Origin of the sequence: Paenibacillus sp. B1-35 (assembly GCF_050474385.1) — a bacterium.
In the GTDB taxonomy this organism is placed as follows: Bacteria; Bacillota; Bacilli; order Paenibacillales; family Paenibacillaceae; genus Paenibacillus_B; species Paenibacillus_B alvei.
On the sequence record NZ_JBCHVJ010000001.1, the window covers coordinates 1,645,725 to 1,659,054 of the forward strand.

The 13,330-nt window shown below is 42.8% G+C and carries 13 protein-coding genes and 1 pseudogene; 3 read left to right on the plus strand and 11 right to left on the minus strand.

Going from position 1 to position 13,330, the window contains the following annotated elements:
- Nucleotides 1-1,009: 1,009 nt before the first annotated feature.
- A complete protein-coding gene (locus ACQ5BJ_RS07110) occupies nucleotides 1,010-1,138 on the minus strand; it encodes a hypothetical protein (RefSeq protein WP_430109299.1) in 129 nt (42 codons plus the stop codon).
- Between the two features lie 176 nt (nucleotides 1,139-1,314).
- Here ACQ5BJ_RS07110 and ACQ5BJ_RS07115 point away from each other — a divergent pair, with 176 nt between their 5' ends.
- Nucleotides 1,315-1,584 carry a hypothetical protein gene (locus ACQ5BJ_RS07115; protein WP_430109301.1) on the plus strand — a complete coding sequence of 90 codons (270 nt, stop codon included), beginning with the start codon at nucleotides 1,315-1,317 and terminating at the stop codon, nucleotides 1,582-1,584.
- Nucleotides 1,585-1,684: 100 nt separating this feature from the next.
- Here ACQ5BJ_RS07115 and ACQ5BJ_RS07120 read toward each other — a convergent pair whose 3' ends face one another.
- From ACQ5BJ_RS07120 to ACQ5BJ_RS07160, 9 genes are all read right to left on the minus strand, one after another.
- Nucleotides 1,685-1,891, minus strand: coding sequence for a transposase (locus ACQ5BJ_RS07120; RefSeq protein ID WP_430109471.1), 207 nt, complete (start codon nucleotides 1,889-1,891; stop codon nucleotides 1,685-1,687).
- 20 nt (nucleotides 1,892-1,911) lie between these two features.
- Nucleotides 1,912-2,604 (minus strand): hypothetical protein, encoded by a 693-nt coding sequence (locus ACQ5BJ_RS07125; protein ID WP_430109304.1) that lies wholly within the window; start codon nucleotides 2,602-2,604, stop codon nucleotides 1,912-1,914.
- A gap of 135 nt (nucleotides 2,605-2,739) precedes the next feature.
- Nucleotides 2,740-2,934 carry an aminoglycoside adenylyltransferase domain-containing protein gene (locus ACQ5BJ_RS07130; protein WP_410453772.1) on the minus strand — a complete coding sequence of 65 codons (195 nt, stop codon included), beginning with the start codon at nucleotides 2,932-2,934 and terminating at the stop codon, nucleotides 2,740-2,742.
- A 337-nt stretch (nucleotides 2,935-3,271) separates the two neighbouring features.
- A complete protein-coding gene (locus ACQ5BJ_RS07135) occupies nucleotides 3,272-5,413 on the minus strand; it encodes a methyl-accepting chemotaxis protein (RefSeq protein WP_430109307.1) in 2,142 nt (713 codons plus the stop codon).
- A 477-nt stretch (nucleotides 5,414-5,890) separates the two neighbouring features.
- Nucleotides 5,891-6,859, minus strand: coding sequence for a copper amine oxidase N-terminal domain-containing protein (locus tag ACQ5BJ_RS07140; protein ID WP_268619893.1), 969 nt, complete (start codon nucleotides 6,857-6,859; stop codon nucleotides 5,891-5,893).
- 189 nt (nucleotides 6,860-7,048) lie between these two features.
- Entirely contained in the window at nucleotides 7,049-7,336 is a 288-nt protein-coding gene (locus ACQ5BJ_RS07145) for a hypothetical protein (protein WP_005546277.1), read from the minus strand.
- Between the two features lie 25 nt (nucleotides 7,337-7,361).
- Nucleotides 7,362-7,928 carry a hypothetical protein gene (locus tag ACQ5BJ_RS07150; protein ID WP_005546275.1) on the minus strand — a complete coding sequence of 189 codons (567 nt, stop codon included), beginning with the start codon at nucleotides 7,926-7,928 and terminating at the stop codon, nucleotides 7,362-7,364.
- Entirely contained in the window at nucleotides 7,928-8,584 is a 657-nt protein-coding gene (locus tag ACQ5BJ_RS07155; RefSeq protein WP_262866572.1) for a hypothetical protein, read from the minus strand. Before ACQ5BJ_RS07155 ends, ACQ5BJ_RS07150 begins: the two co-directional genes overlap by 1 nt.
- A 17-nt stretch (nucleotides 8,585-8,601) precedes the next feature.
- On the minus strand, nucleotides 8,602-9,210 hold the full coding sequence (locus ACQ5BJ_RS07160; RefSeq protein ID WP_005546271.1) for a hypothetical protein: 609 nt from the start codon (nucleotides 9,208-9,210) through the stop codon (nucleotides 8,602-8,604).
- A 394-nt stretch (nucleotides 9,211-9,604) separates the two neighbouring features.
- On the opposite strand from ACQ5BJ_RS07160, the gene ACQ5BJ_RS07165 reads away from it, so the two are divergent.
- Nucleotides 9,605-11,320 (plus strand): alkaline phosphatase, encoded by a 1,716-nt coding sequence (locus ACQ5BJ_RS07165; protein WP_430109473.1) that lies wholly within the window; start codon nucleotides 9,605-9,607, stop codon nucleotides 11,318-11,320.
- Between the two features lie 81 nt (nucleotides 11,321-11,401).
- Here the strand turns inward: ACQ5BJ_RS07165 and ACQ5BJ_RS07170 are convergent.
- Nucleotides 11,402-11,860: pseudogene (locus tag ACQ5BJ_RS07170) on the minus strand (sensor histidine kinase); the annotation flags it as partial.
- 139 nt (nucleotides 11,861-11,999) lie between these two features.
- On the opposite strand from ACQ5BJ_RS07170, the gene ACQ5BJ_RS07175 reads away from it, so the two are divergent.
- Nucleotides 12,000-13,289, plus strand: a complete 1,290-nt coding sequence (locus ACQ5BJ_RS07175; protein WP_430109312.1) for a PucR family transcriptional regulator — start codon at nucleotides 12,000-12,002, stop codon at nucleotides 13,287-13,289.
- Nucleotides 13,290-13,330: the final 41 nt, after the last annotated feature.

Genomic DNA, 13,330 nt, shown 5'->3' on the forward strand with positions numbered 1-13,330 from the left:
ATGATTAAAGATGAACGGCTTACAGCTCCTGAAATTATTAAATCACTTGGAAATTCAACTTAGATCCTTACTCGCCAATTTGCAGACTTTGGGACACTGCAAAACAACATTATAATATTTATAATGATGGACTAAGTAAAGAAAGGTTCGGAAGTGTGCGGCTAAATCCAGCTTACTGGTCTTGAGGTTGTAAAATGGCTTGATAAATTAGGTAAACGTGGTAATGGTATAGCGCTAATATTAGCAAGAACAGAAACAAAAATGTTTTTTAGCAAGTTTGGAACAAGCCGATTCTCTATTTTTTATAAATTTGGGTTGTTCCTCCATAATGTTGATGGATCAATGTAATGTCACTATGTTCTTGCCATCCGACAGATGTCAATTGACACAAAGTTCCCCCTATTAATACTTATTCTGAATAAGGGAGATAAAATTTGGACTATCCATCCTTGTGACTATACCTAAAATTATGAAATGAGGATGAATTTGGACTACACCAAACAATCAAGATGATAACAAGAACTAAAACAACTACAATAGAATTAACAATAAATCCTATTTTCTAGTGTCCTGTTCGTCCATAAATATCACCTCCTACACTATTAAATAACGGACAACATTATATCTTCTATCGTTAATCCTACTCCCCAAGATACAGTAGATGTGATCATTTCCCCCTTGAGTCAGTCAATTTACACAAAGACCTTGGTATCTCCAGTAGGAAATGCCAAGGTCTAAAGAGTTTAAACCGACAATACACGAACTTTCAATGAACTTCATCAAGGACGGTGGTCAGCTTGCCATCTGCTAAAAAAGAGAGAACATAAATTATCCTGACCCGATTTATTTTTTTCTTTTTTTCATAAAGTCCTTAATTAAATCAATAACAAAAACCATAGTCACCAAATAAACAGATAGCCAAAAAGCTTTAACATAGTCTCCATTGTCGATGTAGAAGTAAGCTACTACAAAGTTGACTATGAAAAAAATCAAATATATCAACATCTAATCATCTCGTCTCAGAACCAGGGACATTTTCGCTGTTCTGTGTAAAGTTGTCTGGACTTGCAGATAAAGCAGACATAAACAAACTGCAAACAAGGAGCAGAATCAATGATGTAATAGATACTTTTTTCACCTCCTTATACCTCCTATATTATGGTAATTTAGGCAAATTCCTAAACGTTGATCTTAATTTAACATGTGGTAAAACGATTGTCTGTCGAATAATGATGGTATAAAAAATATTTTTTGGGATTTAGTTATCAAAATGTATATTATTGACATTAAACAATTTTTTAGGGGGTTCCGTATTTGCTTATCAAGAGAATTTTTCTGAGCATCTATTTGATCGTAATTACAGTTTTAGGTGTATTAAAAGTTCCAGTGACAGTAGTTTGGGGCAAAGAAATGAAGCATGAATCCAAGGAGTTCGTTCCTCTGTGGGAGCTGCAAAGCGAACAAAAGGTTGGTGAATTCTTTGAATTTTATCAATTGGATTATTTGAGGTTGCTGTTCGAATTGGGTATCGCTACACTTATTGTTTATGTGCTGTATTTGATTTTCAAACCTGATACAGAATAAAGGATGCCTTTTTCGAGGCATCCTTTATTTTTTAAACAACAAATATACATTAAGGCTTTCTTAAACGTTTGAAGAACAAGTTGATTATCGTTATGTAAGCTCATCTGCTCAACTCGTCCATCTCCGGATGAGGAGTTACAACGACGCTTTCGGCGATGTTGGATCGTAAGTTCATGGCCTGCATCAAGCGTAAAACTTTCTTGTGATTTACCCATACACCGTGATCTTGAAGTAGGAACAACTGGTTTTGTGCATATCCATATTTAGCGTCGTTATATAGTCTACGCCTTCTTCTATATAGCTTGATTCCAAATCCCCTTTAAACTATTAATTTACTAGTTGGATAGTAAAGCTTTTTACAATGTTGTCGAACTCTTTCATATCCTCTTTTTTATAACGAGTTTTATCAACGAAGAACATAAGCGTTACGTAATCATCATCCTTTTGAAGGATAGCTATTTTCCCTATAGATCCATCTGTTTTATAATCCAATACTTTTGCATTTTCGCCAGCAATCTTTCGATTTGTTTCATTAGAAACGGTATAACCTATACTACTAAGTTTTTGTTGGAGTGCCTTCGTGTATTGTTCTAGGTTCGAATTATTTATTGTCTGCAGAAAAATATCAACACCCATGTAATAATTGCTTACCACTTGTCGTTCGTTGGTTTGATATGAGGCACCCCAGTTTCCGTTCACCATAACCTGATAAAAATTATTGGATTCGCTATTGAACAAATTAAGATATTTGGGCCCACCAATCGTAATCTTATTTTCCTTCTTATTAAATTCTAATTTGGAATTAAGCCCGAAATAATCCGTCATCGACTTGACTGGTAAATATAAAGTTCCCTCATACATTAGTGCCTTTACATTACTGACTTCATGTCCATTTAAGTCTACCTTTACAGCAGGATACAATAAAGCTTTTACTTCTTTATAATTTGAAGCTGCAAACCCAGTTGCTGTCCCTATAATAAATACAGCCACAAAAGTCGATATGATAATACTCTTTTTCATCTGACATACCCCAATTAATGATAAGATTTTTTCTTAAGTGATTTCAAAATCGTTTTTTCTCTTGGCACGGTGCTGTTGACAAATTCTTGTCTGATGCTCTTCTATTCGCACTTTCATGAGTCTCTGCCGATTTTATCAAACCGTTGCTGATTCAGCGGAGCACTGGATTTCTTGAAGCATATATTCCGTGTAGTTTAAGAGCATCGTTTCGTCGAGATTCAGATCGTCTAATTCATTTCGATACTTGGCAAGACACCGTGCAATTAAGTTATGATAGTCGCTCGGCAAATAATTGAGAGCCCATTTACCTGCTTCCTTCTTGGACGAAATAACCGACTCTCTTACATACCAAAGAACCCGTGATAAATTTTAATACATAATAAACAGGATTTTCAGCGATTTTTTCTAAAGCGCCGTTGATATCAGCCATAATGGAATCAAAATAATATTGTTTTTTATCGGCTTGAATACTTCCTTAATTTCTTTACCAAAAAGCACAACGCCTCGATTGTACGTCACTTACAAAATGAGCTGCTAAATCGGGATCATCATACCCACCGCAAAAATAATCTTTATCTGTTCGATATCTTTCTTTGTGGAAGGATGAATGATGGAATATTATCTATTTACACCAGATTTTTTACGTTCTCGAGATTGGTACCCTGAATTACATACGAACTTCATTTATTATAACGTCATTGCACAATACAAATTTGCTTAAGTCATTCTGCAATTGCTGTGACATATCCCTTAACTCTTTGGCAGAAATTTGGATTTTCTCTGCGGAAACTAGTTGTTCTGCTGTACCTGTAGCCATTATCTCAGCTTCATTCGATGTACGTTGAGAAATATCGGATACATCTGCAATAGAAGCCGCCACTTCCTCCATTCCAGCTGACATTTCCTCAGTGGTTGCAGACACTTCCTGAATTTGTTCACTTACAAGCTTAACCTCACTAAGAATGCAATCAATGGTCTCCTTAGTTCGTGCAATAGATTCCATACCCATATTCGTCTCGATTTGTATCGAATCCATAGCGGATACCGTTTCTCCAACAAGCGATCGAATATCAATCAATAGGTCAGAAATGTTTTTCCCAGAGCTCGATGTTTCTTCGGCAAGCTCTCCTATCTCTTGTGCAACTACGCTAAATCCACGACCATGCTCCCCCGCGCGTGCCGCTTCAATATTTGCATTTAAGGCAAGCAGCTTTGTTTGCCCAGCAATCTCCATAATTGAATTTATAATTTGACCTATACGTACTGAATGCTCGTCAAGCTTAGCTACAATCTGGGCAGAATCAGCCTGAGCCTTCTTAATACTCACCATTTGATCCACGGTTTCTATCAGTTGCTGATTCCCAATTACTGCATTTTCACTTGCACGAATGGCAACCGAAGCAACCTCAGATGCCGCTTCCGCAACTCGTGTAATCCCAATCGCCATCTCATTCATTGCAGATGCCGCTTCCACTGTCGTTCTCTTTTGTGAAGCTGTCCCATCCGATACTTTCTGCACAGAATCGGCAACCTTGTTCATAGCCTGTATTGATTGATCTGAGATTCCAGTTAGTTGCTGGGAGGATTGAAATGTTGTTAAGGAAATTTGTTGATTTAAACTAAGCACTCGATTCATCGATCTTTGCATTTCATTAAAGGCCTCACCTACAAGCTGCAGCTCATCCTTAGTATTCAGTACAATGTCTTGGGAGAAATCACCCTTCGCCATCGATTCCGCTCTTTGCCTTAAGATACTCACTGTATCCATAACACTCCTAAAGAATGCTACATAAAATATGACTACTAATAGTAAGACTACCACCATAATCAATAATGTTATATTGCGCTCAGCAGTATAGTCATCGATCCGTTTTTGAAGAATATGATCCAATTCCATTATGGCAAGTTTGAATACCTCATCCGCAGTTGTGATCGCAACCGTCCCTTGAGTGAAAAAAGTATCAGGATTCATGTTCATCTCTTGCTTATGTATAATTTCTTGTTCAAGTAAAACGAGATAGTCTTGAATATTTTGTGCAACTTGCCCTCCCTTCTCAACTAGATTCACATTATTGTTACTCTGAGATTCCGCAATTTTGGAAAGAGATTTATTTAGATTGACAAGAGCAGTCTTACTCTCATATTCTTTCAGAAGTAGCTGGATTTTCAACTCATCCGTTAGCGTTCTCGATGCAAGAATACCATTGCCACTTCCCCGGATAAAAGCGGAGTTTTCGATTAATGCAGGCAGTTCCTGAACGACCAATCTCATCAAATAGTATGAATTAATTTCATTATCAAGTGATAATTCAGACTCATCGGCGCTGCTGACAATAAGTTCTTCTATCTGCTCCACCAGTTTTGAATGACGAACAAAACTATCTGCCGCCTTTAAGCTTTTATAAGAATCACGCAGTTCAATCCATTCTCTATGAATAGAAGCCCATTTTTCGTATGACTGGGGTAGGTTTTTCTTCTGGAATTTTGCTTCAATGTGTCCAATCAATTGAGCAATTTCTTGTAGCTTCGCCTCAATTGCGCTCTTTGATTCTTTATTTCCATTCAAGTAACCATTTATAAGCCCACGTTGCTGTTGTACTTGTAGCATGAAGGGCATTATTTCACTGATCTGCTCAACACCAGCTTGTTCGCCTTTGATGAATTTTATTTGAGTTTGCTGTGTCGCGTTCCAATTATATAGAAGGACTACTATTGGAATAATAAATAGTACACTGATGAGCATAAACTTTTGTCCATATTTTAGCCTCGATAGGATCGAAGTAAATGGACTTAATAATTGGTCTAACATACTTTTCTTACCCCCATGATATATTCTCTTAGATGTCCAGTATATTTTACCGATAAAATTCACTGGCATTTGTGATATATATCATAGTCAACCAGCCCTTTTGTGCTGGGATTTTCAACGCTGCACTGAACAAACTCTTATAAGGACACAATCCTAGCTTCAACAGAGTAAGATAATTAAGTGCTCCGTAGATCCGGTGATGGTTAAACTAATGAAATAATCATGGACTTCAACGTCAAGTTGTTCATCTGTTTGAAACTGAGCTTGGTTATCGAATTCCGTATAGCGCTCATATCCTCTTCTAACACAAAATGACACGCCAGCAGCTAGGGATTTCCCCTCACTACCAGCGTGTCTTTTGACTCACCTATAATTCTAACCTTTTTTTTATCTTCTCTTTGTACTGTCTCTGTCTATTTATCTTTTAAACTAACTTATATCTAAACTGAAGCAAAAGCCTCAGTTGATAACAACAACTTACTCTTTGTCGCTAATCCCAACAACGCCTGTTGGGTCTACGCCGAACTTCGCGCCGAAGACATCTTGCAGGGAGTCAAGCGGCATGAAGAGCTTGCCGTCCTTTACGACCGGCGCTTCCTTCAGCTCGACGAACATCTTTGCTACAGATGCATTCTTGTCGCCCTCTTTCAGCGCAATCCATCTCGCTCCGCGCATGAACTCATATGCTCCAGTCTTTTCGTTCTTTTCGACTTTATAGCCAAGCGCCTTACTGATTTCTTCGATTGGCACCATGACGTTGTGTTCCGTCGTGAATACTTCCTTGGAAATCTCGCCAAGCCCTTCGCCATTGACGACAAGCACCCAATGCATGCCGCCGAAGGAATCCTGCGGAAGTTGGTTGGTTTGAACAATCTCAATATGTCCGTCGGCATCCATCGTCACGCCAGCATGCAGCACATCGGAGACGAACTGCAGCGGTACATACAACTGCTTATCCTTAAGCAAGGCGGCCTTGCCCAATTGCAGGATATCCTTCGCTTGTCCATACTCATCCTTGTTCAACACGGCCGTAACCTTCTGCTCTCCCTTAATCGCAGTGACCGACTTGTCCTTCTTATTCCAATCCAGCTTGTAGCCCAGTCCTTCTGCTACTGTGCGTATAGGTACAAGAATATGATTGCCATCGACCTTCACTTGGCTGGCTACCTTTTCGCCGTTAATCGTTACCGACGTTTGAGATCCGACGTTATGTACCCATTTGTTATCCAAGGCTGCGCCGCGTGTCGTGCCTACAATGTCGCCTTTATCGTTATATACAAACTTCTTCACATATTTATCGTAGAAATTCGTTCCTAAGTCTTTCACTTCCATGTTCGTTGTTACAGCTTTTGCATCGACTGGTTGTGCAGCCGGAGCTGCGTACGCTTGTGCGCCCATTAATCCAAGAGCTAATGCTACGGTAGTTGCAATGGTTGTCTTTTTCATCTGTGTCCACTTCCTCTCGAATGAATCCTTGTGTTGTGACGCATTGCGCAATGTTTTTTCAGCTGATTCACACACTCAGACGGGGCATTCAATCAAAAGGTTGCACAAATGATTTTCTCCATATTTTACTAACCCATTTACTCAAACTCACATAGTTGCATGCGCCATACTAGGTTTCCGTCTTAAAAATTACGACAGTACGCCTGTCATCGCCCAAATCCAAATCCCCACGAATCCAAGCACAATCCCGATTAAGAACAACATAAACAACTCCGAACCGAAAAACCTTTTCACCAAGCTCCCGACTAGGGCCACGAGCCCGATAACGCAACCAATAAACAACACGATCATGAAAGGACGAGTTAATAACAAGTGCTGCACAGAGGGCTGCAATAGCACATAATAACTTACCCCGCCAACCAGTACACCCACTGTAAAAAGGAATGCCAGCAGTACACAAACTGTTGATTTTTTCATAGGCCGCTGCTCTCTTTTATCCTGGCTAAGCCAGCTCTCCCTGGGCGATTTCCGTCTTACGCCCGCGCGAGTTCACGATCGTGATACTGATCGCATCATATCCATTGCGCTTCGCCTCATCGAAGTTGCACTTTTCTCCGCTAATCAGCTCCAGCTTCCCGTCCTCATCCACTTCTTCTTCGAATTCCTCATCCCAGTCGACGTTGTAATAGACGGTTACGAAAACTTCAAACAAATCCTCTCCGTCTCCATCCACATAAGGAAGCAGCGGCTTCCGCTCATTGTGCTGCTCCGCTGTGAAGGTGTCGCACAGCATCGCATCATAACCATGCTTGCATCCATCAAACAGCACGTAGCGTTTCCCCGTGTCTGGATCCTCTGCAATGATGAGCGGCGGAGCAAAATCAGTCGATGAAATCAGATCATCGATGAGCTCCCCATAATAGAAAATATGGAATTTCTTCGCTCCGCCTTCAATAGACAGCCTTCCTGTCCACTCTACCTCATGCCATGTCGCCGGACTCTCCGGAATTGCAATGCCGTCCAAATAAGCAGGGCCTTGTCTGTAGTCAATTTGATTCATCAATTTCATCACGTCCTATCTAGTGTCATCATGATCGTTACGATACGATTGTTATCGTCAACTTTCAGCTCTACCGTAATGTCTAATTTATCTTTGAACAGCTTCGTTACGTTAATGTAGCGGTCGATAGCCTCAGAAGTTCCCCCGCCTCCCGTTGACCGAGACATGCCGGCATTAATAATATCTTTCACATAGTCCTTGTCCACGGGAGCGGCAGGATCATACGTGTACACATGATTTCCATTATCATCAAAAAATTCATATGTATTCGTGTAATCATTCGCATTCTCATATTTCGAAACCGTTTTGATATACGTATGCTCGCGTTCTGTGTCATACCCAACCTTGCCATCTAAATATGGGTTCTCCTTAGAGGATTTCACCTCGTATTTTCCATATGCCAGCATAAACAATTCTTCCATGTCGCCGGGATCCGCTCGATAATAAAACTGCCGTTCTTCCTCCTTCTTATCCATCGCGGACATGGAGTTTAGCAGAGGCCATGCGTCATACTTTTTACCGTCCTTTTCGATTGCTAAGGCATACTTGCTCAACACTACCTCACCTTGGAACACGCCAAATGAACGAAAAATAAAGTATGCAGGAATGCTTAACCCCACAAGGACAAAGAGCACGATGGCCATTTTATGCTTGAGTTTGCTCATGCTGCCTCCTTATGCAATTACATATCTTTATGCTGAAGCTTGTACAGCAGCTTCACGATGGCCTCCCGATTCTTCGCATCCTTCATATAGGCAGGCAGCGAATGGGAAGCTGTACGCTTGATTACGCCAGCAGGCTTCTCACGCAAATCTGCCGATATATAGCGGATCAAATAGTTCAAATGCTCCCAATTGGCAGCCCATACGGGCTTACTGCGGAAATAATCCAAATAGTACAGCTCCAATTGAAAGACAGGATCCCGTTCATCTCGAAAATCAGAGTAGCAGCCAGTATACGTCAACGCCCTGCGCAAAGGCACTTGATTCACAGCTGAGCAATGAGGACAAGCGATACGTATTGCCTTCTGCGTCTGCTGCTTGTGATCGGTAACCTGCTCATTGAACCATCTTTCGCATACTGCGCAAACACCGCTAGCGCTGCACCGATAAGCCTCCGGTTCCTTTTCTTGATGGAAGCATGAGGTGCACTTCACCATTAGTCCGCATTCCCCTTGAGAAATATAGGCCAGACCTTTACACTTCGGGCACTTTACAGCAACCTCTTCATTCCGGCGCAATATCGCATAGAATCGAAAAGGAAGACCAAGCGGGTCTATAAATCGTTCCATGATGTCTTTCCTCCTTCCGATATTTTTACCAAATCATTACCAAGTATAGGTAACCTCTTACGAACAATCAATAGACTCCCTGATTATCCTTGCAGGTCTTCTGTCCCATTTCTCTTCAATTACCCAGCACTCCCAGCCTAAATCAATAACACTCGACCTGTATTTTCAACATGCCATTCCCAACATTCTATTTCATTAACCTTTTCCTGCTGTAAGTGTAAGCAACAAATCTGGCATATACGTATGAGATCTATAATAGGCATATATAAGATTTACAAAATTTTCAAATCTATTTGATTTACCAATTACATTTATTTACACAATCGCTAACAAACCTTGTCTACAATAAAGCTGTATATTACATACTTGGTTGGAGGGATTTCGGTTGAATAAAATGTTACGCAAATCGTTGGTGACGACGCTGGCACTTCTCGTGCTGCCGTTCGGAGCTATGCAATCCGATGAAGTATTGGCTAAAAGCGCCGCGAAGCCGCAAACCGCTTCGAAAAATCTCATTGTCCTTATTGGTGACGGCATGGGACCTGCTCAAGTAACTGCCGCACGAATCTACTCGAAGAACAAGCTGAAGCGTCCATCCTTATATATGGACAGCCTGTATGTGGGCCAGGCAACGACCTTCGCTGACAAAGGCGAGGACGGGGATACGATCGTCTCCGGCGAAGTAACAGACTCTGCATCTGCAGCTACTGCATTTGCAACGGGCAACAAAACATACAACGCTGCAATCAGCGTATCGAATGAAGACATTTCGAAGCCAGTCGCATCCGTCATCGAAGCTTCCAAGGCTATCGGCAAGTCGACTGGCCTCGTAACGACAGCTCGTATTACACACGCAACACCTGCGGCATATGCCTCCCATGTCCGCAATCGCGACAATGAAAATGCAATCGCATCCCAATATTTAGAGTCGGGCGTTGTTGACGTTCTGCTCGGAGGCGGCAAGCGCCAATTCGTCAGCAAGCAGGAGAAAGGCAAGCGCGAAGACAAGACAATCATTCCTGATTTCGAGAAAAAGGGCTATAAAGTCGTATACGACAAAAAAGGTCTGCAATCGTTAACGGCGAAGAACGGCAAAGTTCTCGGTCTGTTCCACGATTCTCATGTGGACTATGTACTGGATCGCAAGCCTGAAACACCAAGCCTTGCTGACATGACATCTGCAGCGATTAAGTCTCTCTCTACGAACCCTAAAGGCTTCACCATGATGATTGAAGGCGGACGTATCGATCACGCAGCTCACGCGAATGATCTGGGTGCCATGATTCAAGAAACGCTTGATTTTGATGCAGCGGTGAAGGTCGCTCTTGATTTTGCGAAAAAGGACGGCAACACTTCGATCGTCATTACGGCCGATCATGAGACAGGCGGCCTTTCTCTGTCCCGTGACAACATTTATGAACTGAATGTCGATGCATGGGGCAAGCAAAAAATCTCCTCCGAGCTTCTTGGGCCACAGCTTTCAAAAGCAGCGTCCACGGACGAAGTGAAGTCGTTAATCAAGAAGCATACAGGCTTCACTGACATCACAGATGAAGAAGCCCAATACATCATGCAGGGCGATGGTTCTTCCTACAAGCAGGAAGGAGCGTTCAATCAAGTGATGGCGAAGCGTTACTTGGTAGGCTGGTCTGGGCATGGCCACTCTGCGGTAGATGTTGGCGTATGGGCGTATGGACCAATTGCGGAATATGTGAAAGGTAAAATTGACAACACAGCAATTGCAACAAGCATCGCGAAGGTAGCGGGATTGGATCTAAAGAAAGCAACAGCCGCGCTGCAACGCAAGCACCTGTATCCAAAGTTCAAGGTAAGCCGCGACGGCAAGGTTCTCTTCCCTGCTGTGAAGCTTGCACAAGCGCTGCAAATTAAAGTAACGAATGACAGCACATCGAAAACAACTACATTTGCAAAGGACAAGGTAACCTTGAAGGTAAAAGACGGAGCTTCCGTAACGTTGAATGGCAAAGCAATTTCCAATCCGGCAGAAGTGGAGCACAATGTCCTCTACCTGAGCCTTGACGCATTCAGCAAGCTGACTGGCAAAGCTTTGAAGTGGGACTCCTTGTCTGAGCGCATCATTTTGAAATAATCATATCGATTCGTACTTGAATGGGCGGGGTGACAGTGTCACCCTGCCCGTTTCTTTCTAAATGAGGTGTTTCGATGATTATTAGCGACTTTCCAGTCTTGTGAGATGCAAATAAAATGACGTCGTCTCGCCTATCGTGCTCTTCGCGTAAAGTTTTCCTTTATGCTGCTCGACGATGGATTTTGCGATTGCCAGACCAAGCCCGTAGCCGCCCTGCTGGCGCGATCTCGACGCATCGGTTCGATAGAAGCGATCAAAAATCCGAGACAGATGCTCAGGCGCAATCCCTTTGCCTGTATTGAACACCGTAAGAACGACATCCTGATGCTGTATTTTCAGAGAAATGGTTACGGATCCGTTCGGATTCGTATACTTGAGGGCGTTATCAAGCAAAATGAGAACGACCTGCTTAATTGGTTCACTGCTGCCATGCACCATCAAATCAGGCTCGATGGCATAGTCCCATTGCAACTGTTTCTCGAAAATAACGGCTTCCATCGTCAGCAGAATCGTTTCCACTGCTTCACTCAAATTGAAGGGATGATAGAGCATGGTGGCGCGTCGCTTTCCATCTTATGGAACACTGGATGTCGGCATTTAAATTGATGAATCCGGCTACAAAACGATGGATTTCATGCTAAAATAGTCATGATCTTCCTATCGTTGAGGAGCCATGTGCATGAATAAAATAAACCATCTTTTCGAACAGCATTTTGACAGTCTGGAAGCGGTTGCCGACACCGTCAGTGATCTGCTGCAGTGTCCTGTCACAATTGAAGATGCCGGACATAAGCTGCTTGCGTACAGCACGCATCATCCGGGCACCGATCCAGCGCGGATTGCGACCATTATCGGTCGGCGCGTCCCGGAGCAGGTGATCAGCGCATTATGGAGAGATGGAACGATGCAGCGGCTTATGTCCAGCACAGAACCGATACGCATCCAGCATATCGATGAGGTTGGCCTCGGCAATCGTTTGGCTGTAGCCATTCGCCATCAACAGGATATTATCGGCTACATATGGGTGCTCGACAACGAGCAGCCGCTGCCGGATACCGCCCTTCATACCTTGTCGCGAGCGGCTCAGGCTGCCAAGTCCAAGCTTATGCAGCACCAGTTGCACAGCAGACGGCAGGAGCAGCACAAGCATGATTTCTTCTGGCAGCTTATAACCGGACATCACTCATCTGAGCAAGCAATACGAGAGCACGCAGCTCGGCTAGGCATTACATTCCCATCTGAATATTTCATATGGATCATCCAGTTCAACACCCCTATCCAAGAAAAGCTATACCGCCAAATTCAATATACGTTAAAGACAACACAGCATCTTCGGATATTGCTGCATGTAGTTGAGCGTGACCGTCTCATCATGATGCCGGGTCTAATGCAGCAAGCACAAGCAGGCAATACGCTTCACATGTCTAAAGAGCAATGCCAACAACTTCTTCTCCATATGGAACAGCGATTCGGTGCCTCCCCCACTTACAGTGGTGCCAGCGACAGCTCTTCATCTTTTCTTAACGTATCGCGATCTTATGAGGAGGCAATGACCACTCTTTCCTTAAAGAAGGCATTCCCTGACGAACTCGCTTCTATCCATAGCTACAGCGAGCTGGGCTATTATCGCCATCTGCCAATATTGACCGAGCAGCGTTCCGCGCGCTCCGCGAATCATGCTGCACAGCAGGCTTATCAGCATGATGGGCTGGAGAAGCTGCGTGTATATGATTCCGAACATTTCGGTGAGCTTGTGCATACGATCGAACAATATCTTCGTCACGATTGCAATGTGAAGCGTACAGCAGAAGCCCTCCATGTTCATACGAATACACTGATGTATCGGATAAAGCGCATTGCAGAAGTTGGCGGCATTCATATGGACAGCATGGATGAGAAGATGTCGCTTTTTTTGGAATTAAAATTGCATCGATTGGCAACGATAAACAAGGACAACGAATCTACGTAACACGTCATCCGTTGCCAACCTTCCCTGCGATCGATTACCGA